The sequence below is a fragment of the Thiocapsa sp. C2-2m genome (genome assembly GCF_041903745.1).
Lineage (GTDB): Bacteria > Pseudomonadota > Gammaproteobacteria > Chromatiales > Chromatiaceae > Thiocapsa > Thiocapsa roseilacustris.
The window spans coordinates 136090-158204 of the sequence record NZ_JBBWVD010000012.1; the positions used below are offsets into that span (position 1 = coordinate 136090).

The 22115-nt window shown below is 64.5% G+C and carries 22 protein-coding genes; 19 read left to right on the forward strand and 3 right to left on the reverse strand.

Annotation, left to right across the window (positions count from 1 at the left end; all coding sequences use genetic code 11):
- Positions 1-20: 20 nt before the first annotated feature.
- The 3 genes from AADX97_RS11450 to AADX97_RS11460 all read right to left on the reverse strand — a co-directional run bounded on the left by AADX97_RS11450 (position 21) and on the right by AADX97_RS11460 (position 4041).
- Positions 21-2018, reverse strand: a complete 1998-nt coding sequence (locus AADX97_RS11450) for a DUF3488 and DUF4129 domain-containing transglutaminase family protein (RefSeq protein ID WP_374234381.1) — start codon at positions 2016-2018, stop codon at positions 21-23.
- Positions 1987-2976 (reverse strand): DUF58 domain-containing protein, encoded by a 990-nt coding sequence (locus AADX97_RS11455; protein ID WP_374234382.1) that lies wholly within the window; start codon positions 2974-2976, stop codon positions 1987-1989. The genes AADX97_RS11450 and AADX97_RS11455 overlap by 32 nt, the downstream gene beginning before the upstream one ends.
- Before the next feature lie 111 nt (positions 2977-3087).
- Positions 3088-4041, reverse strand: a complete 954-nt coding sequence (locus tag AADX97_RS11460; RefSeq protein ID WP_374234383.1) for an AAA family ATPase — start codon at positions 4039-4041, stop codon at positions 3088-3090.
- A 62-nt stretch (positions 4042-4103) separates the two neighbouring features.
- On the opposite strand from AADX97_RS11460, the gene mnmG reads away from it, so the two are divergent.
- The 19 genes from mnmG to AADX97_RS11555 all read left to right on the forward strand — a co-directional run bounded on the left by mnmG (position 4104) and on the right by AADX97_RS11555 (position 22086).
- Positions 4104-5978: a tRNA uridine-5-carboxymethylaminomethyl(34) synthesis enzyme MnmG gene (gene mnmG / locus AADX97_RS11465; protein WP_374234384.1), complete on the forward strand. Its 1875-nt coding sequence runs from the start codon at positions 4104-4106 to the stop codon at positions 5976-5978.
- A complete protein-coding gene (rsmG, locus tag AADX97_RS11470) occupies positions 5978-6643 on the forward strand; it encodes a 16S rRNA (guanine(527)-N(7))-methyltransferase RsmG (RefSeq protein ID WP_374234385.1) in 666 nt (221 codons plus the stop codon). The genes mnmG and rsmG overlap by 1 nt, the downstream gene beginning before the upstream one ends.
- A 7-nt stretch (positions 6644-6650) precedes the next feature.
- Positions 6651-7439: a ParA family protein gene (locus AADX97_RS11475; protein ID WP_374234403.1), complete on the forward strand. Its 789-nt coding sequence runs from the start codon at positions 6651-6653 to the stop codon at positions 7437-7439.
- Between the two features lie 11 nt (positions 7440-7450).
- Positions 7451-8380 carry a ParB/RepB/Spo0J family partition protein gene (locus AADX97_RS11480; protein ID WP_374234386.1) on the forward strand — a complete coding sequence of 310 codons (930 nt, stop codon included), beginning with the start codon at positions 7451-7453 and terminating at the stop codon, positions 8378-8380.
- A gap of 177 nt (positions 8381-8557) precedes the next feature.
- Entirely contained in the window at positions 8558-8938 is a 381-nt protein-coding gene (locus AADX97_RS11485) for an ATP synthase subunit I (protein ID WP_374234387.1), read from the forward strand.
- A 10-nt stretch (positions 8939-8948) separates the two neighbouring features.
- Positions 8949-9818, forward strand: a complete 870-nt coding sequence (gene atpB, locus AADX97_RS11490; protein WP_374234388.1) for a F0F1 ATP synthase subunit A — start codon at positions 8949-8951, stop codon at positions 9816-9818.
- A 43-nt stretch (positions 9819-9861) separates the two neighbouring features.
- The gene (gene atpE, locus AADX97_RS11495) at positions 9862-10113 is read left to right on the forward strand and encodes a F0F1 ATP synthase subunit C (protein ID WP_007193473.1); all 252 of its coding nucleotides are present in this window, start codon (positions 9862-9864) and stop codon (positions 10111-10113) included.
- 81 nt (positions 10114-10194) lie between these two features.
- Positions 10195-10665, forward strand: a complete 471-nt coding sequence (locus tag AADX97_RS11500) for a F0F1 ATP synthase subunit B (protein WP_374234389.1) — start codon at positions 10195-10197, stop codon at positions 10663-10665.
- Positions 10666-10674: 9 nt separating this feature from the next.
- Positions 10675-11214 carry a F0F1 ATP synthase subunit delta gene (locus tag AADX97_RS11505; protein ID WP_374234390.1) on the forward strand — a complete coding sequence of 180 codons (540 nt, stop codon included), beginning with the start codon at positions 10675-10677 and terminating at the stop codon, positions 11212-11214.
- A gap of 13 nt (positions 11215-11227) precedes the next feature.
- A complete protein-coding gene (atpA, locus tag AADX97_RS11510; protein WP_374234392.1) occupies positions 11228-12784 on the forward strand; it encodes a F0F1 ATP synthase subunit alpha in 1557 nt (518 codons plus the stop codon).
- A 136-nt stretch (positions 12785-12920) separates the two neighbouring features.
- Positions 12921-13784, forward strand: a complete 864-nt coding sequence (gene atpG / locus AADX97_RS11515; RefSeq protein ID WP_374234393.1) for a F0F1 ATP synthase subunit gamma — start codon at positions 12921-12923, stop codon at positions 13782-13784.
- A 101-nt stretch (positions 13785-13885) separates the two neighbouring features.
- Positions 13886-15268, forward strand: a complete 1383-nt coding sequence (gene atpD / locus AADX97_RS11520; protein WP_374234394.1) for a F0F1 ATP synthase subunit beta — start codon at positions 13886-13888, stop codon at positions 15266-15268.
- A gap of 196 nt (positions 15269-15464) precedes the next feature.
- A complete protein-coding gene (locus tag AADX97_RS11525; protein WP_374234395.1) occupies positions 15465-15887 on the forward strand; it encodes a F0F1 ATP synthase subunit epsilon in 423 nt (140 codons plus the stop codon).
- Between the two features lie 175 nt (positions 15888-16062).
- Positions 16063-16560: a peptidylprolyl isomerase gene (locus AADX97_RS11530; RefSeq protein WP_374234396.1), complete on the forward strand. Its 498-nt coding sequence runs from the start codon at positions 16063-16065 to the stop codon at positions 16558-16560.
- Positions 16561-16585: 25 nt separating this feature from the next.
- Positions 16586-17956, forward strand: a complete 1371-nt coding sequence (glmU, locus tag AADX97_RS11535; protein WP_374234397.1) for a bifunctional UDP-N-acetylglucosamine diphosphorylase/glucosamine-1-phosphate N-acetyltransferase GlmU — start codon at positions 16586-16588, stop codon at positions 17954-17956.
- 228 nt (positions 17957-18184) lie between these two features.
- Complete coding sequence (glmS, locus tag AADX97_RS11540) at positions 18185-20017, forward strand: glutamine--fructose-6-phosphate transaminase (isomerizing) (protein WP_374234398.1); 1833 nt, start codon at positions 18185-18187, stop codon at positions 20015-20017.
- A 118-nt stretch (positions 20018-20135) separates the two neighbouring features.
- On the forward strand, positions 20136-20729 hold the full coding sequence (locus tag AADX97_RS11545; RefSeq protein ID WP_374234399.1) for a BrxE family protein: 594 nt from the start codon (positions 20136-20138) through the stop codon (positions 20727-20729).
- Positions 20730-20731: 2 nt separating this feature from the next.
- Positions 20732-21508, forward strand: a complete 777-nt coding sequence (locus AADX97_RS11550; protein WP_374234400.1) for a BrxA family protein — start codon at positions 20732-20734, stop codon at positions 21506-21508.
- A complete protein-coding gene (locus AADX97_RS11555) occupies positions 21508-22086 on the forward strand; it encodes a BREX protein BrxB domain-containing protein (RefSeq protein WP_374234401.1) in 579 nt (192 codons plus the stop codon). Before AADX97_RS11550 ends, AADX97_RS11555 begins: the two co-directional genes overlap by 1 nt.
- The last annotated feature ends 29 nt before the right edge of the window (positions 22087-22115 follow it).

Below are 22115 nucleotides of genomic sequence, written 5' to 3' on the forward strand. Positions count from 1 at the left end.
TACCCGCGACTTGGGTGACTTCAACCGCGACGAGGGCGTAGGGGCCGGGGGCGAAAGTCGCGCAGTAGATCGGCGAGCGCGGCAAGAACGTCGCGCGAATCCCCCTGGCCGTAGCGCGCCGGGATGTAGAGATCTATAAAGCGCTCGACCGTCGGTACGAGATCCGGACGTTGCGCGACGACCCGTCCGGCGTAGTCCATGGGTCCCTCGTTGGGCAGGCGCTCGAGTCCGATCTTTGCGAGACGTCCGCAGAACCGGGCATATTCGGCTTGCAGCGGGTCGAGCGGTTTGCGCTCGCGAATCGAGGCGAGCACCAGGATCCCGAGGGTAATGCCGAGGGCGGCGAGCATTAGTGCGACCAGCCCGTACTCGCGCAGCTCGCCCAGCCGCAGCCGTTGCAGCAAGGCCAGTTGATCCTCGACCGAGAAGCCCAAGACCCAATCCTGCCAGGCGGCATCCAGGCTGTCGGCGAAGAGGCGCATGTCGCGCACGAAACGGGCGATGGCGTCGGCCTGCTCCAGGGTGAAGCGCACCGAAGGGCCTGCTCCGAGCATGCGCGAGGCCCCGCTGTTGTCGACGCGCGAGGGATCGACCGCGGCGGTGGGATCGACCCGCACCCAGCCGCGCCCGTCGATCAGCACCTCGACCCAGGCATGGGCGTCGGACTGCCAGACCATATGATAGCCGCCGACGCGGTTGAGCTCGCCCCCGAGATAGCCCAAGACAATGCGCGACGGAACGCCGGCCATGCGCATCAAGACGGCGAAGGCGCCGGCGTAGTGCTCGCAGAAGCCGCGCCGGGTCTCGAAGAGGAACTCGTCGGTCGGGTTCGCACCGAGGCGCGGCGGCATCAGGGTGTAATGGAAGGATTCGCGGTTGAAGAACTGCAGTCCGGACTGCACCAGCGCCCAATCGGTCTCCGATCGGCTGCGCCACTCCTCGACCAGCCGGCGCATCCGCGGTGTCACGTTGTCCGGGACCTGCAGTCCGGCGGCAAGGCGCGCCGGATCCGGCGCGGCGGTGCGATAGTCGAGTGCTGAGGTCACCCGATAGCGCTTGACCGCGCTGACGGCCTGGCGCGCGATCAATTGATGATCCGGACTGAGAAATGCCTCCTCCGGTACGCTGTTCGGCAAGTCCAGCGCGAAGAGCCAGCGTTGATCGGTCGGCTCCAAGGTCACCTCGTAGTCGATCTGCCGAGCCGTCTGCAAGAGCGCGCCGGCGGGTCCCGTGCCCGCGATGTCCTTCCCGACCGACCAGCGGCGCCCGTCGGTCTCCCAGAGTACGGGGCCGCGCCAATAGAGCTGATCGGCAGCGGGCGGCATGCCGTCGAAACGGGCGCGAAACGCCAGCTCGCCATTGAGCACCAGCTCGCTGATCGCGCCCGGCTCGAGGCTGTCCGAGATCCCGGTCGTGGCCTTGCTCGGGTCCAGGCCCAGGCTCCACAGTGGGGCACTGAGGCGAGGAAACAGCAGGAAGAGGATGAGTGTCAGCGGAAGGGCCTGGAGCGAGAGCCTCACGGCGACCGCCAAGGCTCCGCGCCGACGGGCCTCCCCGAGCCCGCCGTTCAGATCCACCAGCAGGGCGATTCCCCCCAGCACGACGGCAGCCAGATAGAGCACCAACCAGGGCGATTGGTCGAACAGGAACTCGACGACGACGAGAAACCCGATAAGCGTCGCGACCAGGCGGATGTCCGACTTGCGCCGCAGCTCCATGAGCTTGAGCACCAGCATGGAGACGAAGAGCGCCGTTCCTGCGTTCTGCCCCGACCAACCCTGGTAGGTCACCGCCGCGTTGGCGACGCCGATCAGGGTCAAGGCCGCCAACGGCCAGGTGCCCGGCAGGACCGCGGGCCAGCGCAGCGAGGCAAGACGGATCGCAAAGAGCAGCCCGACAAATGCGCTGATCTGGGGCGCAAGATGGCCCGCGAGCGGGAGATAGGCCGCGATCAGGACCAGCGTGACCCAGAGGATCTGGGCCCGCTCAGGCCGCTCGTTGGAGAGGATTGTTCGCATGATCGTACAGCGCCAGATGCGTCAGGCAGCGTTGGAGATGGCCTGCGCCTCGCCCCGGAGGTTCTTCAAGACCGGGCAGTCGCAGCCCGAATCGGACTTGGGCCTCGGCCGCGTCGAGGACCTGGCGGGTCAGCAGACTGATCCTGGTTTCCGGGTTCGCGGCAGTCAATCCGGCCCAATCGATCCAGATCTCTTGGCCTTGGTCCCCGCCGAATTGCTTCACGACGAGCCCGCGCTCGCGCGCGTACGCCTTCCAGTCGATCTGCGCGGGTGAATCGCCGTCGCGATAGCCGCGCGGCCCCAGATAATCCTCCATTCCCTCGGGACCTTGCCGGCGGCGCGGCTCGGTATCGCCCGCCGCGGATCCGGGCCCGGGCGCGACCTGTGCCGGCTTCGGATAGACCAAGGTCGTCGCATCGGTCCTTACATAACACCAGGCGCGAAAGAGGTGCAGCGGGTAGCGCGTCTCGACCGTGACCTCGTCGAGCGCGGACAGACCGCGTCTCAGTGTCGGGCGAACGATTCGGAGCGTGCCGCAGTCCCCGCCCGGGATCGCGAGCGACTGATGCCGCGTTTCGCCCGCCGGAATCCCGATGTCGTAGCGCGCCCGCTTCCCCTCGGTGCCGACGACGATCTCGAAGCTCGTATCGTCCCCGACGAAGACCGGCGGGCCACCGCGGGCCTGAACCGAAAGCCCGAGCAGGTTGAACCAGGTGTGATGCATGGCCACGAGCGCCACGGATGCGAGAAAAAAGGTAAAGAGCAGCCCCAGGTTGTTCTGATAATTGAGCGAACCCAGCAGCATGACGAAGAGCACCGCAGCGAAACGCAGCCCGTTCCCCGTCGGCAGGATATAGATCTGACGACTCCCGACCCGCGCAACCCCGTCTCCCCCACGCGCCACCCGTCGAAACAGACTACTGAACCGTCTAGCCCTAAATCGCGTCCAGTCGAACATGCTTCCCCCTCACCCAAAAAATCCTCGCTTAAGCGGCGTCAACCACGACGGTGATGGGTAGCCCCGGCGTTCGCTTGCCCTTATACGATCGTCGAAGCCGCCGGACGCCGCTTAAGCGAGCGCGACATGATCCAGGATCGCACTCACCACCGCCTCCTCGTCGAGCCGCCCCCCATACTCGGACGCGACCAGTCGATGCACGACGCAGGAGGGCAGGATCGCCTGGACGTCCTCCGGGATCACGTAGTCGCGGTCGGACAGGAGCGCCCATGCCTTCGCCGCGCGCAGCATGCCGAGCCCTGCACGCGGGGAGAGCCCGTGCAGAAATCGCTCGCTGCTGCGCGTGAGTGCAAGGATCGCATGAACATACTCGATGATGGCGGGAGCGGCGTGGACCTCGACGACCTTCTGCTGCAACGCCATCAACTGCCCACCGGTCAGTGCGGGCTGTTGACGCGCAACCATGGTGCGCCGATCCTCGCCCGCCAGCAGGGCCTTTTCCTGCTCGGCCGCCGGATAGCCGAGCCGGATCCGCATCAGGAACCGATCCAACTGGGACTCGGGCAGTGGAAAGGTGCCGACCTGAAACAGCGGGTTTTGGGTCGCGATCACGAAGAAAGGCTCGGGCAAGGGTCGGGTTTCGCCCTCGACCGTCACCTGGCGCTCCTCCATCGCCTCCAAGAGCGCGCTCTGCGCCTTGGGCGTGGCGCGGTTGATCTCGTCGGCGAGCACCAACTGGGAGAAGACGGGTCCGGGATGGAAGCGAAAGGACTCGGCGGCCCGGTCGTAGACCGACACCCCGATCACGTCCGCGGGCAGCAGATCGCTGGTGAACTGGATGCGGGCGTACTCCAGACCGAGCAGGCGTGCGAGCAGGTGCGCGAGAGTGGTCTTGCCGACTCCCGGTACATCCTCGATCAGGAGATGACCGCGCGCCAACAGGCAGGCCAAGGCGAGCCGAAGCTCGCGGTCCTTACCGAGGATCACGGCCCGCGCGGCCGCGAGCACGCGCTCCCCGAGACTGGCCGAGTCGCTCGGGACGTGCCGGTTCAGATGTATCGCCATAGGGGTATCCGTGCGGGCATCTGGGTTAAACTGCGTTGTCTCATAGACTTGGGTTTCCCTACATGATGGTTGGCGATCCGTACGACGTCGTTGTGGTGGGCGGGGGGCACGCGGGCACCGAAGCGGCGCTTGCGGCGGCCCGCTGCGGCCTGCGCACCCTTCTTCTCACCCAGAATATCGAAACGGTCGGCCAGATGAGCTGTAACCCGGCCATCGGGGGCATCGGCAAGGGCCATCTTGTCAAGGAGATCGATGCGCTCGGCGGTTTGATGGCGCGCGCGGCGGATCGCGGCGGCATCCAGTTTCGCATTCTCAACGCCAGCAAGGGTCCGGCAGTGCGGGCGACGCGCGCCCAGGCCGACCGCATCCTCTATAAGGCCGCGGTGCGCTCGGCGGTCGAGAACCAGCCCGGACTGGCCCTCTTTCAACAGTCGGTCGAAGACCTTCTGATCGAGCAGGACCGGGTGGTCGGCGTCGAGACTCAGATGGGGTTGCGCTTTCGGGCACATGCCGTCGTGCTCACGGTCGGGACCTTCCTGGGCGGTCGCATCCATATCGGACTCTCCAACTATGAGGGCGGACGGGCCGGCGATCCACCGTCGAATGCCCTCTCGCGGCGCCTGCGCGAGCTGCCGTTTCGCGTCGAGCGGCTCAAGACGGGCACGCCTCCGCGCATCGACGGGCGGAGTATCGATTTCGCACGCCTGGCCGAGCAGCCGGGCGACGAGCCCGTGCCGGTCTTTTCCTACATGGGGAGCGCGCTCGATCATCCGCGCCAGGTGAGCTGTTACATCACCCATACCAGCGCGCGTACCCACGAGATCATCCATTCGGGCCTCTCGCGCTCGCCGCTCTACACGGGCGTCATCGCCGGCGTGGGACCGCGCTATTGTCCCTCGATCGAGGACAAGGTGGTGCGCTTCGCCGAGAAGACGTCGCATCAGATCTTCGTCGAGCCGGAGGGGCTTGAGACCCATGAGGTCTATCCGAACGGCATCTCGACCAGCCTGCCTTTCGACATTCAACAGGCCTTGGTGCGCTCGATCGTCGGGTTCGAGCAGGCGCACATCACTCGCCCGGGCTATGCGATCGAGTACGACTTCTTCGATCCGCGCGATCTGAAGCCCTCCTTGGAGACCCGCCATCTCCAGGGGCTCTACTTCGCCGGCCAGATCAACGGAACGACCGGCTACGAGGAGGCCGCGGCGCAAGGCCTGCTGGCCGGGGTCAACGCGGCACTCCAAGTGCAGGGCCGCGACCCTTGGCTGCCGCGTCGCGACGAGGCCTATCTCGGCGTCATGGTCGACGATCTCATCACGCGCGGTACAGCCGAGCCCTACCGGATGTTCACCAGCCGGGCCGAGTATCGGCTGATGCTCCGCGAGGACAACGCCGACCTGCGTCTGACCGAGTCGGGCCGACGGCTCGGTCTGGTCGGCGATGCTCAATGGCGTTGTTTCGAGGACAAGCGCGAGGCGATCGAGCGCGAGCGCCAGCGGCTGCGCGAGACCTTCGTGCGGCCCGACCGGATCGATCAGGTGCTCGCCGAGCGCATCCTCGGCGAGCCGTTGCGGCGCGAGGTCCGCGCCTCCGAGCTGCTTGCCCGCCCGAACGTCGGCTATTCCGGGGTCGCGGCCCTCGCCGGCGAACCGCCCGAGGCGCTGTCCGCCGAGGTCACCGAGCAGCTTGAGATCCAGGCGCGCTATCAGGGTTACATCGAGCGCCAACGTGACGAGATCAACCGCCATCGTGATCAGGACGCCCGAGCGCTGCCCGAGGATTTCGACTTCGACCAGGTGCGGGGCCTTTCGACCGAGGTGCGCGAAAAGCTCAATCGGGTGCGACCGCACACCCTCGGTCAGGCCGCACGCATCCCCGGCGTGACCCCGGCGGCGGTGTCGCTGCTGCTGATTCATCTGAAGCGACGCTGCGCCTGATGACGACCGTACCCCTCGACGCCGTCGAAGGTGCGTCGGTCGCGGGCCTGTCCGACCGGCTGTCCCGAGGCGCAACCCAGCTGGGTCTCGCATTGGACGGCACGGCGCATGGGCGTCTTCTGCATCTTATCGCCCTCCTGGCGCGCTGGAATCGGGCCTACAATCTGACCGCGGTGCGTGATCCGCTTGAGATGGTCGCCAAACATCTGCTCGACAGCCTCGCGGTTGCGCCGTTTCTCTGCGGCGAGAGTGTCCTCGACCTCGGCACGGGCGCCGGCCTGCCCGGCCTGCCGCTGGCGATCGTCGAGCCGCAACGACGGTTCTGGCTGCTCGACAGCAATCAGAAGAAACTGCGATTCGTCCGCCAAGCCGTCCTCGATCTGCGGCTGGAGAACGTCGAGACGGTCCATGCCCGGATGGAGACATACCTGCCGGGGCGAAACTTCAGTACCATAGTGAGCCGTGCCGTCGCGGCCGCCGATCTACTCGGTGCCGCTCACCGGGATCTGCTGGCGCGTCCGGGCCGATTGCTCCTCATGAAGGGGCGCGACCTCGACGAGGTCACGCACATGCAGGACCGGTGGGACGGGTCCGTGCACGTCCACCCGCTGCGAATTCCCTTCCTCGACGTCGAGCGCCACCTGATCGAGCTCCGGAGTGACTGAGTCGCCTATGGTCAACATCATCGCCATTGCCAACCAGAAGGGCGGCGTCGGCAAGACCACGACCGCGGTCAATCTGGCGGCCTCGCTGGCCTCGCTCAAGCGGCGCGTCCTGCTGGTCGACCTCGACCCACAGGGCAACGCCACCATGGGCTGCGGGGTCGACAAGCACAACCTCGTCAACTCAAGCTGCGATCTACTGCTCGGAGACATCGCACTCGCCGACTGTCTGTGCCGAGTCGACGACCCCTCGCCGGGCTTTGACCTGCTGCCGGCCAATGGCGATCTGACCGCGGCCGAGATCGGGCTGCTCGATTCGCCGGACCGCGAGCGACGTTTTGCGCGGGTGCTCGCCAATGCCATCGAGCACTACGAGCTGGTGATCGTCGATTGTCCGCCGTCGCTCAACATGCTCACGGTGAACGCCTTGGTTGCGGCCGGGGGTGTCTTGATCCCGATCCAGTGCGAGTATTACGCGCTGGAGGGTCTCTCCGCGCTCATGGACACCATCGAGCAAATTCGCGCCAATCGCAACCCGGAGCTGCGTGTGGAGGGCATCCTGCGGACCATGCACGACCCGCGCAACAACCTCGCCAATCAGGTCTCGACCCAGCTCGTCACCCATTTCAAGGATCAGGTCTATCGCACCATCATCCCGCGCAACGTGCGTCTGGCCGAGGCACCGAGTCACGGTCTGCCTGCCCTGCTCTATGACCCCGCGTCCAAGGGCGCGGTGGCCTATCTCGCGCTCGCAAGCGAGCTGCTGCGTCGTCGCGAGACGCGCAAGTCCGCGGCCTGAGGCGGGTGACCATGGACAACGAGCAAAAGTCACCGCCGAAGAAGAAGGGGCTGGGCCGCGGGCTCGATGCCCTGCTCGGTGCCGCCCGCGCGCCGATGGTCGCGGTGTCGAGCCCGGAGGACGCGTCGTCCGCCCCCGGGGTCGGCGCGCACGGGGGCGAGCGGATTACCCGCCTGCCCCTGGAGTGCATCCGGCCCGGACGCTACCAGCCCCGTCATGACTTCGACCCGGATGCCTTGCGCGAGCTCGCCGATTCGATCCTCGCGCAAGGCGTCATCCAGCCGATCGTGGTCCGCCCGCTGGCCGGGGAGAGCTACGAGATCATCGCCGGCGAGCGGCGCTGGCGGGCCTGCCAGCAGGCCGGCCTCGCCGAGATCCCGGTCGTGGTGCGAGAGGTCGACGAGCAGGCCGCGCTGGCGATCGGACTCATCGAGAACATCCAGCGCGCCGATCTCAATCCGCTGGAAGAGGCCGGGGCACTCGAGCGCCTGCTCAAAGAGTTCAACCTGACCCACCAGCAGATCGCCGATGCCTTGGGCAAGTCGCGCTCGATGGTAACCAACCTGCTGCGTCTGCTGGATCTCAACCCGGATGTCCGCGATTTTTTGGAAAAGGGTTTGCTGGAGATGGGTCATGCCCGCGCCCTGCTTGGTCTGCGGGGGCACGATCAGAGCACGACCGCAGCTCAGGTTGTCAGGGGCGGACTCTCGGTGCGCGAGGCCGAGCGCCTGGTGCGCCGGATCCAGCAATCCGGAGAGGCCCTCGGGGCCTCGGAGCACAAGCCCGCTCTCGACCCCAACATCCGCAGGCTTCAGACCGATCTGACCGACAAGCTCGGCGCGCGGGTGCAGATTCAGCAGGGCAATCGCGGCGCCGGCAAGCTGGTGATCGCCTACAACAGCCTCGACGAGCTCGACGGCATCCTGGCCCACATCAAGTGATTCGTCGCCCCGGATCCCCGGCAGACCCGGGTCGGCCGCCTGGTCTATTGCCGCGTTCAATCATAAGGATCGTTTCCGGTCCCGGCAGGAAACGCCGACACCGCGTTGACCCTATATGCGCGACCCCTTATACTGCGCGCCGGTGAGCGGTGTGCTTACCCATAATTTGACGATCTGATGCATCAGCCGGACACGCTCCAGGCCAAAAGGGTCCTGAAACTCCAAAGTCTTCTCGGCTTGGCCTCGGTGATATTCGCCCTCCCGTTCGGCGTCTCGGTTACCGTCTCGGTCCTTGTCGGGGCGGGCTCTTGCCTGGTGGCCAATGCCTTGTTCGCGGCCCTGGTCTTTCGCGGTTATCGCGCCCGGGAGCCCGCGCGACTGGTCATGCGCATCTACGGTGCCGAGATCCTGAAGATCGTATTGATTCTAGGCTTGTTCACGATCGCCTTCGTGACCCTGGACGACCTTAACCTCCCGGTGTTGCTTGGCGCCTATCTCGCGGTCCAGGTCATCCCGACCCTGATTGCGGCTCAAACGCCCGAACGAACCACGAAGTGAGAGACGATCGATGGCTGCTTCCGAAACGCTCACCTCCCAGGCTTATATCCAGCACCACCTGACCAACCTGACGCTCGGCGTTCATCCCGAGCAGGGTTTCGGCTTCGCGCGTTCCAGTGCCGAGGCTGCCGAGATGGGATTCTGGGCGATCAACGTCGACACCATGTTCTTCTCGATCCTGCTCGGATACCTCTTTATTTGGTTCTTCCGGCGCGTGGCCGAGAAGATGACCGTCGGCGTGCCGGGCGGGGCGCAGAATTTCGTCGAGTGGATCGTCGACTTCGTCGAAGAGAACGTCCGCGGCTCCTTCACCGCGAAGAACCCGCTGGTTGGGCCTCTGGCCCTGACGATCTTCGCCTGGGTCTTTCTGATGAATCTGATGGACCTGATACCGGTCGATCTGCTTCCTCATCTCTTTGGGCAGCTCATGTCGCTGTTCGGCGCCGATCCGCATTACGTCTTCCTGCGCGTCGTGCCGACCACCGATCCGAACACGACCTTCGGCATGGCGCTCGTGGTCTTCGGTCTCGTGCTCTATTACAGCGTCAAGATGAAGGGCGTCGGCGGCTTCGCCGCCGAGCTGACGATGCAGCCGTTCGGCAAGTGGGGTATGCCTGCCAACATCCTGCTCGAAGGCATCAGCCTCCTCTCGAAACCTCTTTCGCTGGCGCTGCGCCTTTTCGGCAACATGTATGCGGGCGAGATGATCTTCATCCTGATCGCGCTGCTCTACGGCAGCAGTATGGTGATGAACATCACCGGCGGAATGCTGCAGTTCGTCTGGGCCGTGTTCCATATCCTCATCATCACGCTGCAGGCATTCATCTTCATGGTGCTGACCATCGTCTATCTCGACATGGCTCACCAGGAGCATCACTAACCCGTTTCTTCTGCTCTAACATCGTCAATTACTGGAGAGAATCATGGAACTCGAAGTCGCTAACCTGTTCGCCGACGTCATCAAGTTCATCGGTGCAGGCTTGATGCTGGGTCTCGGCGCGGTCGGCGCCGGCGTCGGTATCGGTATCTTGGGTGGTCGCTTTCTCGAAGGCGCAGCCCGTCAGCCCGAGCTGATCCCGATGCTCCGCACCCAGTTCTTCATCGTCATGGGTCTGGTCGACGCGCTGCCCGTCATCGCGATCGCCATGGGTCTGTTCGTGATGTTCGCTGCCTGATACCCATCCCACTTCCGCCGGGGTCGCGGCTCCTGGCCCTGTTCCCGGACGCGGTATGAGGCATAGGCACGAGGCAACGCTATGAATATCAATCTGACCCTGTTCGCCCAGATGATCGCCTTCGCGGTGTTCGTCGGGTTCTGTATGAAGTTTATCTGGCCGCCGATCGTCACGGCGTTGGCCGAGCGCAAGGCGAAGATCGCCGAGGGCCTCGCCGCGGCCGAGCGCGGTCATCAAGAGAAGGCGCTCGGGGAGCAGCGCGCCCTCGTCCTGATCAAGGACGCCAAGGCCGCCGCCGCCGATATCGTCGCGCAGGCTCAGAAGCGGGCAACCGAGATCGTCGAGGAGGCCAAGGTCGACGCGCGCAGCGAAAGCGGCCGCGTGGTCGCCGCCGCCCAAGCCGAGATCGATCGGGAAACCAACCGCGCCCGCGAAGAGCTTCGCGAGCGGGTCGCCACGCTTGCCGTCGCCGCCGCCGAGAAGATCCTCCAGAAGGAGATCGACATCAAGGCGCACAAGGGCCTCGTCGAATCGTTCGCCAAGCAGCTTTAGGGACCACCCATGGCCGGAGACATCACCACCATCGCGCGGCCTTACGCAGAGGCCGTGTTCGAGCGCGCGAAAGAGGTCGGTCAGTTGGACGCCTGGTCGCAAGCCCTCGAGATGCTCTCGGCCGTCGTGGGCGATCCCCAGATGGCCGAGCAGATCGCCAACCCGAACGTGCCCCGCAAGCGCATCCGCGACATCATCCTCGAGGTCTGCGGTAATGATCTCCTGCCCGAGGCATCCAATCTCCTGGGTTTGCTGACCGAGAACGCCAGGCTTGCGGCATTGCCCGAGATCACAAGACTCTTCGAGGCGAGCCGCACCGCCGACCAAGGCGTGCGCCACGTGCTGATTCGCAGCGCCTTCGACGTGAGCGAGTCCGAGCAGGCGGCGGTTTCCGCCGCACTCGCGAAGCGCTTCGGCGGGCAGGTCGAGGTCACCGTCGAGACCGACAGCGCACTGATCGGCGGGATCGAGATTCGCGCCGGGGACCTCGTCATCGACGACTCGGTCCGCGGCAAGCTCAAGCAACTGGCTCACGCATTGCAATTCTGAACGGGACACCGCCATGCAACTGAATCCTTCCGAGATCAGCGATCTCATCAAACAAAAGATCGAGAAGCTCGATCTTAAGACCGAGGCGCGGACCGAAGGCACCATCGTCAGCTTGACCGACGGTATCGTGCGCGTGCACGGTCTCTCGGACGCCAAGTACTACGAGATGCTGGAGTTCCCCCCGGACAGTTCCGGTCAGGCCGCCTTCGGGCTTGCATTGAACCTCGAGCGAGACTCGGTCGGCGCGGTGGTCCTGGGTGAGTACACCCATTTGTCCGAAGGCGATTGGGTGCGCTGCACCGGACGCGTCCTCGAGGTGCCGGTCGGCGAAGGGCTGCTCGGACGCGTCGTGGATGCGCTGGGCAATCCGATCGACGGCAAGGGTCCGGTTCAGGCATCGGGCACCTCCCCGATCGAGAAGGTCGCCCCCGGCGTTATCGCCCGTCAGTCGGTCGACGAGCCCGTTCAGACCGGCCTGAAGGCCATCGACGCCATGGTTCCGGTCGGCCGCGGCCAGCGCGAGCTGATCATCGGCGACCGCCAGACCGGTAAGACCGCTGTCGCCGTGGATGCCATCATCAATCAGAAGGGCACCGGCGTTAAGTGTATCTACGTCGCGATCGGGCAGAAAAACTCCTCGATTGCCTCGCTGGTGCGCAAGCTCGAAGAGCACGGCGCGATGGACCACACCATCATCGTTGCCGCCGCTGCCGCCGAATCGGCCGCCATGCAGTTCATCGCGCCCTACGCGGGCTGCACCATGGGCGAGTACTTCCGCGACAAGGGCGAGGACGCCCTGATCGTCTACGATGACTTGACCAAGCAGGCGTGGGCCTATCGCCAAGTCTCGCTGTTGCTGCGTCGTCCCCCGGGCCGCGAAGCCTATCCCGGCGACGTCTTCTATCTCCACTCCCGTTTGCTCGAGCGCGCCGCGCGCGTCAACGCACACTACGTGGAGCAGGCCACCGGCGGCGCCGTGAAAGGCAAGACCGGCTCCCTGACGGCGCTGCCGATCATCGAGACCCAGGCCGGCGACGTCTCGGCCTTCGTTCCGACCAACGTCATCTCGATCACGGACGGTCAGATCTTCCTCGAGACCGACCTCTTCAACGCCGGTATCCGGCCCGCCATCAATGCCGGTCTGTCGGTATCGCGTGTCGGCGGCGCTGCCCAGACGAAGATCATCAAAAAGCTCGGCGGCGGTATCCGTTTGGCGCTCGCCCAGTATCGCGAGCTTGCGGCCTTCTCGCAGTTTGCGTCCGACCTCGACGAGGCCACCCGCAAGCAATTGCAGCGCGGCGAGCGCGTCACCGAGCTGATGAAGCAGTTCCAGTATTCGCCCATGAGTGTCGGTCAGATGGCGGTGTCGCTCTTCGCGGCCAACGAAGGCTATCTCGACGACGTCGATGTGAAGAAGATCGTCGACTTCGAGCAGGCGATGCAGAGCTACATGAAGTCCGCCCAGGCGGCCTTGATCGAGCAGATCGATACGACCGGCGATTACACCGCGGAAATCCAGACCGCGATGCACGAGGCCATCAAGGCCTTCAAGGCCAACAACACCTGGTAGGGCAGCCGCCAGCCATCAGCCGACACGGTCCTTCCGGGACCGTATCGCCTGGCGTGGTGCATTTTGACACGTATCGAACCTTCACCACCCCGGCGCACGCGCCGGAGGCTGGCCGCTGAAGGCCGGGAGCTAACAGATGGCAGGCGCCAAAGAAATCCGCACCAAGATTGCGAGCATCAAGAGCACGCAAAAAATCACCGGCGCCATGCAGATGGTGGCGGCTTCCAAGATGCGCAAGGCGCAGGACCGGATGGCGGCGTCGAAGCCCTATTCGGAGAAGATGCTCCAAGTCATCAGTCATTTGGCGCGGGCGACGCCCGAGTACCGCCATTCGTTTATGGCCTTGGAGCGCCCGCACAAGCGCGTCGGCTATATCGTGGTCTCGTCCGATCGCGGTCTTTGCGGTGGATTGAACAGCAATCTTTTTCGTCGCCTCGTCATCGACATCAAAGAGAAGCGCACGGCCGGAACCGAGCCTGCATTCTGCACCATCGGATCCAAGGCGCTGGGCTTCTTCAAGCGCTTCGGCGGGGACGTCAAGGCACAGGTCACGAATCTCGGCGACAAGCCGCACATCGAGGACTTGATCGGGCCGGTCAAGGTCATGTTGGATGCCTTCGAGGCCAAGGAGCTCGACGCCATCTACGTTGCGAGCAACGAATTCGTCAACACCATGACCCAGCGTCCCATGATCCGGCAATTGGTGCCGATCATCGGTGAAGAGCAGTCCGCGATGCCCTATCACTGGGATTACATCTACGAGCCCGATGCGCACACGGTGCTCGATGCCCTGTTGACCCGTTATATCGAGTCGCTCGTCTACCAAGCGGTGGTCGAGAACGGCGCCTGCGAGCAAGCCTCGCGCATGGTCGCGATGAAGTCGGCCTCGGACAATGCCGGCGACCTGATCGGCGAGCTTCAGCTCATTTACAACAAGGCCCGACAGGCCGCGATCACCCAAGAGATCTCCGAGATCGTGAGCGGCGCGGCCGCCGTGTGATCGCCCGATCCATCGCAGTCGCTCGCGCCCAGCGCTCGGAGATCGAGCGCACGGACACAAACAGAATCGCTATTGGCCGGAAGGCATAAGAGGAAAAGACTATGAGCTCTGGTAACGTGGTGGAGATCATCGGGGCCGTCGTGGACGTTCAGTTCCCGCGCGGCGAGATACCCAAGGTCTATGAGGCGCTCAAGATCGAGTCGACGGGCCTGACCCTCGAGGTTCAGCAGCAGCTCGGCGATGGGGTCGTGCGCGCGATCGCCATGGGATCTACCGATGGTCTGCAGCGCGGCATCCCCGCACTTGCCACCGGTGCACCGATCCAGGTGCCGGTCGGACAGAAGACGCTCGGGCGCATCATGGACGTCCTGGGTAACCCCATCGACGAGCTGGGCGATGTCGACTCCGAGGAGCGCTGGTCGATCCATCGCTCCGCGCCGCCATTCGAAGACCAAGCGACCTCCACCGAGATCCTGGAGACCGGCATCAAGGTCATCGACCTCATCATGCCCATCCCCAAAGGCGGCAAGGTCGGCCTCTTCGGCGGCGCCGGTGTCGGCAAGACCGTCACCCTGATGGAGCTCATCCGCAACATCGCGGCCGAGCATTCCGGCTTCTCGGTGTTTGCGGGCGTCGGCGAGCGGACTCGCGAGGGCAACGATTTCTATCACGAGATGAAGGAGTCGAATGTTCTCGACAAGGTGGCCCTGGTCTACGGCCAGATGAACGAGCCGCCGGGGAACCGTCTTCGCGTCGCGCTGACGGGTCTGACGATGGCGGAGTTCTTCCGCGAAGAGGGCCGCGACGTCCTGCTCTTCGTCGACAACATCTACCGCTACACCTTGGCCGGAACCGAGGTCTCGGCGCTCTTGGGCCGCATGCCCTCCGCCGTGGGTTATCAGCCGACGCTGGCCTCCGAGATGGGCGCGTTGCAGGAGCGCATCACCTCCACGCGCACCGGCTCCATCACCTCCTTCCAAGCGGTGTACGTCCCCGCGGACGACTTGACCGACCCGTCGCCGGCGACCACCTTTGCGCATTTGGACGCGACCCTCGTGTTGTCGCGTCAGATCGCCGAGCTTGGCATCTACCCGGCCGTGGATCCGCTGGACTCCACCAGCCGAATCCTCGACCCGAACGTGGTCGGTCAGGAGCACTATCAAACCGCGCGTGCGGTTCAGGGGACCTTGCAGCGCTACAAGGAGCTCAAGGACATCATTGCCATCCTCGGTATGGACGAGCTCTCCGACGACGACAAGCTCGCCGTGTCGCGTGCCCGTAAGATCCAACGCTTCCTCTCGCAGCCCTTCTTCGTGGCCGAGGTCTTCACCGGCTCGCCGGGTAAGTTCGTGACCGTGAAGGACACCATCAAGGACTTCAAGGCGATCGTCAACGGCGACTACGATCACCTCCCCGAACAGGCCTTCTATATGGTCGGCGGCATCGAAGAAGCGGTGGCCAAGGCCGAGAAGATGGGTAGCTAAAACGCGGTCTGTGTGACGTGCGCTGTGCGTGACTTTGGTCGGGCGGCGCATTTCTAAACAGATGTCGGAGCTGCCGCGTTTTAGGATTTTTTTACATTTTAAACCGCGTCGGCACAGAGGGGTTGAAGTCCGCTTTGGACCGATTCCGCGAGAACGTCATGTTTGACAACAGGACGCGGTTTAATAGGGGTGCACTATGGCGATGACAATTCACGTCGATATCGTAAGCGCCGAAGGGGCGATTCATTCGGGCAAGGCGGCCATGGTGTATGCGACCGCCGAGCTGGGCGAGGTCGGTATCGCGCCACGGCATACCGCCTTCATCAGCCGTTTGAAGCCGGGTGACGTGCGGGTCGAGAACGAGCACGGCGAGCAAGAACACTTTTATGTCTCCGGCGGCATGCTCGAGGTTCAGCCGCATGTCGTGACCGTCTTGGCCGATACCGCGATCCGCGCGCGTGACCTCGACGAGGCCGCGGCGCTCGACGCCAAGCGCCGGGCCGAGGAGGCGCTTGCCGGTCACACGGCTCAGTTCGAGTACGCCAAGGCGCAAGCCGAGCTGGCCGAGGCGATCGCACAGTTGCGCGCAATCGAGAAGCTTCGCAAGATGAAGGGGTGATCCCTTCGGATTGTTCCTTGAATGCCCGAATCAAGAGGCCCGCTCCGACACGAGCGGGCTGTTCATTTGACGAGGCCGCCCCTCGATCTCTTCCTGGTCCCCTTGTTCGCCATGCCGCGCCGGCGACCCGCAAGGGACCCAGCCGGCCAATCCTGACCCGGAGGCGAACGCCGTCATGACAGAACAGCTCATCAGTGCCGGCAAGCTTGTCGCATTGACCTACCGAATCGAAGACGGGCAGGGCAACATCCTGGAGCAGACCGATATCCCCGTCAGCTATATTCACGGCGGCCAGACCGAGCTCATCGGCGGCATGGACGCGGCCGTCGACGGGCGGCGTGCGGGCGACGCGGTCGAGCTGATCCTGGGTCCGGAGCAAGGCTTTGGCCCGCGTGATCCCGATCTGACCTTTACCGACGCAGTGGACAACGTGCCGCCCGAATTCAGATTCGTCGGTGCCGAGGTGCAGATGGAGAACGAGGCCGGGGAGACGCGCCAGTTCCACGTCACCCGGATCGAGGACGGCAAGCTCACCCTCGACGGTAACCATCCGCTCGCCGGCAAGACGCTGCGCGTGCATGTTCGGATCGCGGAGGTCCGCGAACCGACACATGCGGAGTTGACGGCGGACCTCGGCGAGGGTGGTATGCTTCCCGGTGGCGGTCTGCACTGACCCGGCGTTCGAAGAGGGCGATGCGATGAGGCTTGGAGTCGTGATCTTGGCGGCGGGGCTCGGCAAGCGGATGCGCTCCGCCCTTCCGAAGGTGCTTCATCCCTTGGCCGGGAAGCCATTGCTTGCCCATGTCCTGGATACCGCCGAGGCGATCGGTGCCGAGCGCATCGTCACCGTCTACGGTCACGGCGGCGACCAAGTCCGCACGGCGCTGGCCGATACCGGATGTCTCTGGGTCCAGCAGGCCGAGCAATTGGGCACCGGACACGCCGTCATCCAGGCCATGCCGCAGGTCGCGGATATGGATCGTGTCCTGATCCTCTACGGCGATGTGCCGCTCATCTCGGCCGAGACCTTGAATCGTCTGCTCCAAGTTGCGGCCGATACCGATCTCGGGATCCTGACCGCCGACATCCCGGATCCCGCCGGTTACGGACGGATCCTGCGCGACAGCCGCGGCTGGGTCGTCGGGATCGTGGAGGAAAAGGACGCGACGCCCGACCAGCGCGCCGTCACCGAGATCAACACAGGCATTCTAGTCGCCGACCGATCGAGGCTCGACGGCTGGCTGGCCCGCATCGACAACGACAATGTGCAGGGCGAATACTATCTCACCGACGTGACCGCGCTCGCCGCGGCCGAGGGCGTAGCGGTTGCATCCACCCGGCCCGACCGACTCGCGGAGGTTGCCGGCGTCAACGATCGGGTTCAACTCGCGGCCCTCGAGCGCGACTATCAGCGCCATGCAGCGGAAGACCTAATGCGCTCCGGCGTGACCATGGCGGATCCGTCGCGGTTCGATCTGCGCGGTGTCCTTCAAGCCGAGCCGGATGTCGTCATCGACATCAACTGCGTATTCGAGGGCGTGGTTCGGCTCTCGAGCGGCACACGTATCGGCCCTAACTGTCTCCTCAAGGATTGCAGCATCGGCCCGGACACCCACGTCTTGGCCAACTCTGTGATCGAAGGCGCCTCGGTCGGCGCCCATGCGCGGATCGGTCCGTTCGCGCGACTGCGTCCCGAGACCCGACTTGCAGACCACACCCATGTCGGCAACTTCGTGGAGATCAAGAAGACCAGCCTCGGCGCCGGGAGCAAGGCCAACCATCTGACCTATCTGGGCGACGCCGAGATCGGCGCCGGCGTGAACGTCGGCGCGGGAACCATCACCTGCAACTACGACGGCGCCAACAAGTCGGTCACCCGGATCGAAGACGGGGCCTTTATCGGCTCCAACACGGCGCTGGTTGCCCCTGTACGGGTCGGCGCCGGCGCGACCATCGGCGCCGGTTCCGTGATTGCGCGCGACACCCCGCCGGACCAGCTCACGCTGACGCGTGCCCCGCAAAGGACGATTCCGGGATGGACGCGGCCTCGGAAGCGACCGGTCTCCTGATCGGGTCGGATCGGTCTAAACCGCGTCCAGAGCGAGATGCTCATTTTCGAGTGAGTGCGACCTTTGGTGCATCCACAACCCTTAGCGGGGACGCGGTTTAAAATAATATAATTTTTAAACTCTTAAACCGCGCCGACTCCAACGGTCATCAAGTCTGCCGGGGCCGACCCCTTCCCAAAACATCGCATACCGCGCTGGGCGCGGTTTAAGACACACGAGGGAAAAGTCATGTGCGGTATCGTCGGTGCGATCGCCCAACGTCCGGTCTCGGCCATCCTGCTGGAAGGGCTGAGGCGTCTTGAGTATCGGGGCTACGACTCCGCCGGCATCGCGGTCCTCGAGGAACCTTGCCGTCTGAATCGCGCCCGCACACTCGGCAAGGTCGCGCGCCTGGCCGAGGCGGTCGCCGAGCGACCCTTGCCCGGCACACTGGGCATCGCGCACACGCGCTGGGCGACCCACGGCGAGCCTGCGACCCGCAACGCCCATCCCCATGTCTGTCGCGATCGCTGCCTGGTCGTGCACAACGGGATCATCGAGAATCACGAAGAGCTGCGTCGCGAGCAAACCGTCGCGGGCCACCGCTTCACCTCGGAGACCGACACCGAGGTTGTCGTCCACGCCGTATACGATCAGCTCGAGGCCGGCTACAACCTGCTCGATGCCGTGCGTTTGGCGACGACACGCCTGCGCGGCGCCTATGCCCTCGGCGTCATCGATGCGCAGGATGGCGAGCATCTCGTCACGGCACGCCAAGGGAGCCCTTTGGTCATCGGGGTCGGATTCGGCGAGCATTTTATCGCCTCCGATGTCTTCGCCCTGCTGCCCGTGACCAATCGTTTCATCTTCCTCGAAGAGGGCGACATCGCCGAGCTGACCCGCGAATCGGTCCGCATTTGGGACCGCGACGGCAACCTCGTCGTTCGGCCGGTGAAGACCTCGGCGGTCTCGGCCGATGCCGCCGAGCGCGGCGAGTATCGCCATTTCATGCTTAAGGAGATCTTCGAGCAGCCGCGTGCGATCGCCGATACGCTCGAAGGTCGCTTGGTCGGTACCCGCGTCCTGCCGGAGTGCTTCGGCAATCTGGCCCCGGAGATCTTCGCTCGCGTCAAGGCGGTGACCCTGGTCGCCTGCGGCACCAGCTACCATGCCGCCTTGGTCGCGCGCTATTGGATCGAGGCCCTCGCTGGCCTACCTTGCACCGTCGAGGTGGCAAGCGAGTACCGCTATCGCAAACAGGTGGTGCCGGCCGACGCCCTGTTCGTGACCCTCTCGCAATCCGGCGAGACGGCCGATACGCTCGCGGCCCTGCGTCTGGCGAAGTCCTCTGGGTTTGCGGCGACGCTGGCCATCTGCAATGTCCCCGAGAGCTCCCTGGTGCGCGAGTCCGACCTGGTGCTGCTCACACGTGCCGGCCCCGAGATCGGCGTCGCCTCCACCAAGGCGTTTACCACCCAACTGGTGTCCTTGTTGCTGATGACCGTGGCGCTCGGTCATGAAAATGCCCTGAGCGACACCGCCGAGGCCCATGTGGTCGCGCTGCTTCGAGCCCTCCCCGGCAAGGTCGAGGCCGTGCTGGATCTCGATGACCGGATCGCCGCACTTGCCGAGGTCTTCGTCGACAAGCAGCACACACTCTTCCTGGGACGCGGCGAGCAATACCCGATCGCGATGGAAGGCGCGCTCAAGCTCAAGGAGATCTCCTACATCCATGCCGAGGCATACCCGGCGGGCGAGCTCAAGCATGGCCCCCTTGCCTTGATCGACGACCAAATGCCCGTGGTCGCCGTCGCGCCCAACAATGCCCTGCTCGAAAAGCTCAAATCCAATCTCGAAGAGGTCCGCGCACGCGGCGGCCAACTCTATGTCTTCGCCGACCTGCAAGTCCCCATGGTCGAAGAGGAAGGTGTCACCGTCATCCGTCTCCCCGAGACCGACGATCTGATCGACCCCATCATCTTCACGATTCCGCTGCAGCTCCTTGCCTATCACGTTGCCGTCCTCAAGGGGACCGACGTGGATCAGCCGCGCAATCTGGCGAAGTCCGTAACAGTCGAATAGGTCGGTGCGGCACAGGGGGAATGTATGAGTGCCTCGTGCAAAGAGTTTTTCTTTGGGGTTTTGACGTCGCGCTCCATGTGGATGGCTACAGCGACGTAGGATCAGAGGAATCGGCCGGATGGAAGCATCGGTGAACCAGGACGCATCCAAAAGAGACCCCCGGGTCGATTTGGAACGGCTCCTCAAGCTCCGCCTGATCGTCGCCCGTCACGGGGAGATGGACAGGGCAGGCTGGTGGAACACCAATGGAATCCTCGGCCGACACGGCGCGCTGGCGCTGAAGCGCGGATTCCCGTCGACCCATCATTTCGCCCAGGCTCGGATCGCCTTTGCGGTCGCGCGCAGCCGTTGCCATGCGCTTTTCGACCCGCCGGGTTGCATGACGCTCTGGAGCCTCCCCGCCCGGATCGAGGATCAATTCGAAGAGCACTGGCAGGACTGGCTGGACCAAGGCGAACGCTGGTCACCCTACTTCGATCACTTGGCCGGTGCAGTTTCCAACGATCTGCTCGTCGCGCTCGCCGAGGCCGGCCTCGTCGACCGACGCCACTTGGACGCGGTCGGCCAGTTGCGCCGCTCGGCCGAGGGTCGATCGGTCCCCTTGCCCGGTACCCACCAACCCCACGACGAGATCATCACGCTACTGGCGGCAGGCTTCGCCAGAGGGGAGCGCGGTAACCCGGCGATCCCTTATGCACGGCTTGATGACTGAGCATGGAGGCTCGCTCCAAGGTCGCTTCCTGCGCCGCCATCAAAGGGTCCCTGATCGAGGAGACCTACGCGGTGTTCCGCGGCTGGGACTACGCCGCCTCGAAAACCGACAATCTCAAACGCGCTCGCCAGGAAAACACAATCGGCGCCAAGAGTGCGAGTTGGGCGCAGAATGTGTCCTGGGCGGTCAGCCGCCGCTTCGATCCCGCGGGTCGCGATCGCCCACTCGTGGAGCTTGCAAAATCGGGGGGTGACCGGGAAGTCTGGAAACCGCTGCTCCTCTACCATCTGACCCGCGACGAGTTCCTGGTCCGCGATTTCCTCGTCAACTGGCTCTACCCGCAGTTCACTGCCGGCGCTTACCGCATGCGCGCAGCAGACGTGATGCCTTACCTTCAGGGACTGACCAAGAAAAAGGGCATCGACTGGTCCGGGCACTGGAGCGAAAGCACGTCTGAACGCGTAGCCTCGGGACTGCTGCGCATCGCGGCCGACTTCGGGCTTTTGCAGGGCCTACAGGCGCGCGAATTTGCCTCCTATCATCTGCCCGAGCAGAGCTTCCTCTATCTGCTGCACGTCATGATGGAGCGTGAGGTCAACGCGCGACGGGTCATCGATGCCGATGATTGGCGGATGTATCTGATGGCTCCCTCCGACGTCGAGCGCGAGCTGCTGCGTCTGCACCAGTTTCGCAAGCTGCATTTCGAGGTTGCCGGGAGTCTCGCCCAACTCAAGCTGCCGGCGGCATCGGCAGCCGACTACGCGAAGGAGCTCTGCTGATGCCCGATTGGAAAGAGCGTCTGACCCGGCAGCTCGAACCTGTGCTGATGCAACCGGACCCCCGGCAGCAGCTCAGCGCATACCACGACATGCCCTACGCCATCTTCCGCTATCCGCCGGAGGAGGAGTTCGGGGTACGTCGGCAAGTCTCGCTGCTGCGCACCCGGCTGGAGCAGTCCGGTAAACGGGTGACCATCATCTCGCTTGCCGAATGCCTCGCCACAGCGCTGGAAGCGGAAGACATGGGTCCCGACGCGCTCGTCGACGCGGAGAAATCGGTCGGTCTCGAGGCAACGGTCGACACCATCTTCCAGATCCTGAGCGACTACCAACCGCTCGACGCGTTGGTCGCTCGGCGCATCCCCGCCGACGCCGATCCGCTGCGCGACCTGGTCTTCATCGTCCGTGCAGGTGCGCTCTTCCCCGTGTACCGCACATCCGCGTTGCTGGAGCAGATCAAGGGCAAGATCCAGGTGCCCGCTGTCCTGTTCTACCCCGGTGAACTGGACGGCGCCGCGGGTCTGAGGTTCATGGGCGTGCTGGATGCTGACCACAATTATCGGCCGAAGATTTTTTGAGGGGGAGGGGTTCGGGGTTCGGGGTGCAG

Excerpts from the sequence above, each read along its gene's own strand:
- AADX97_RS11485 (WP_374234387.1), top strand. The coding sequence starts at position 8,558 with ATGCATCAGCCGGACACGCTCCAGGCCAAAAGGGTCCTGAAACTCCAA.
- AADX97_RS11475 (WP_374234403.1), top strand. The coding sequence starts at position 6,651 with ATGGTCAACATCATCGCCATTGCCAACCAGAAGGGCGGCGTCGGCAAG.
- atpE (WP_007193473.1), top strand. The coding sequence starts at position 9,862 with ATGGAACTCGAAGTCGCTAACCTGTTCGCCGACGTCATCAAGTTCATC.
- AADX97_RS11505 (WP_374234390.1), top strand. The coding sequence starts at position 10,675 with ATGGCCGGAGACATCACCACCATCGCGCGGCCTTACGCAGAGGCCGTG.
- atpA (WP_374234392.1), top strand. The coding sequence starts at position 11,228 with ATGCAACTGAATCCTTCCGAGATCAGCGATCTCATCAAACAAAAGATC.
- AADX97_RS11550 (WP_374234400.1), top strand. The coding sequence starts at position 20,732 with ATGGAGGCTCGCTCCAAGGTCGCTTCCTGCGCCGCCATCAAAGGGTCC.
- glmS (WP_374234398.1), top strand. The coding sequence starts at position 18,185 with ATGTGCGGTATCGTCGGTGCGATCGCCCAACGTCCGGTCTCGGCCATC.
- mnmG (WP_374234384.1), top strand. The coding sequence starts at position 4,104 with ATGATGGTTGGCGATCCGTACGACGTCGTTGTGGTGGGCGGGGGGCAC.
- glmU (WP_374234397.1), top strand. The coding sequence starts at position 16,586 with ATGAGGCTTGGAGTCGTGATCTTGGCGGCGGGGCTCGGCAAGCGGATG.
- AADX97_RS11500 (WP_374234389.1), top strand. The coding sequence starts at position 10,195 with ATGAATATCAATCTGACCCTGTTCGCCCAGATGATCGCCTTCGCGGTG.
- atpG (WP_374234393.1), top strand. The coding sequence starts at position 12,921 with ATGGCAGGCGCCAAAGAAATCCGCACCAAGATTGCGAGCATCAAGAGC.
- atpB (WP_374234388.1), top strand. The coding sequence starts at position 8,949 with ATGGCTGCTTCCGAAACGCTCACCTCCCAGGCTTATATCCAGCACCAC.
- AADX97_RS11525 (WP_374234395.1), top strand. The coding sequence starts at position 15,465 with ATGGCGATGACAATTCACGTCGATATCGTAAGCGCCGAAGGGGCGATT.
- AADX97_RS11455 (WP_374234382.1), bottom strand. The coding sequence starts at position 2,976 with ATGTTCGACTGGACGCGATTTAGGGCTAGACGGTTCAGTAGTCTGTTT.
- atpD (WP_374234394.1), top strand. The coding sequence starts at position 13,886 with ATGAGCTCTGGTAACGTGGTGGAGATCATCGGGGCCGTCGTGGACGTT.
- AADX97_RS11480 (WP_374234386.1), top strand. The coding sequence starts at position 7,451 with ATGGACAACGAGCAAAAGTCACCGCCGAAGAAGAAGGGGCTGGGCCGC.
- AADX97_RS11555 (WP_374234401.1), top strand. The coding sequence starts at position 21,508 with ATGCCCGATTGGAAAGAGCGTCTGACCCGGCAGCTCGAACCTGTGCTG.
- AADX97_RS11460 (WP_374234383.1), bottom strand. The coding sequence starts at position 4,041 with ATGGCGATACATCTGAACCGGCACGTCCCGAGCGACTCGGCCAGTCTC.
- AADX97_RS11450 (WP_374234381.1), bottom strand. The coding sequence starts at position 2,018 with ATGCGAACAATCCTCTCCAACGAGCGGCCTGAGCGGGCCCAGATCCTC.
- rsmG (WP_374234385.1), top strand. The coding sequence starts at position 5,978 with ATGACGACCGTACCCCTCGACGCCGTCGAAGGTGCGTCGGTCGCGGGC.
- AADX97_RS11545 (WP_374234399.1), top strand. The coding sequence starts at position 20,136 with ATGGAAGCATCGGTGAACCAGGACGCATCCAAAAGAGACCCCCGGGTC.
- AADX97_RS11530 (WP_374234396.1), top strand. The coding sequence starts at position 16,063 with ATGACAGAACAGCTCATCAGTGCCGGCAAGCTTGTCGCATTGACCTAC.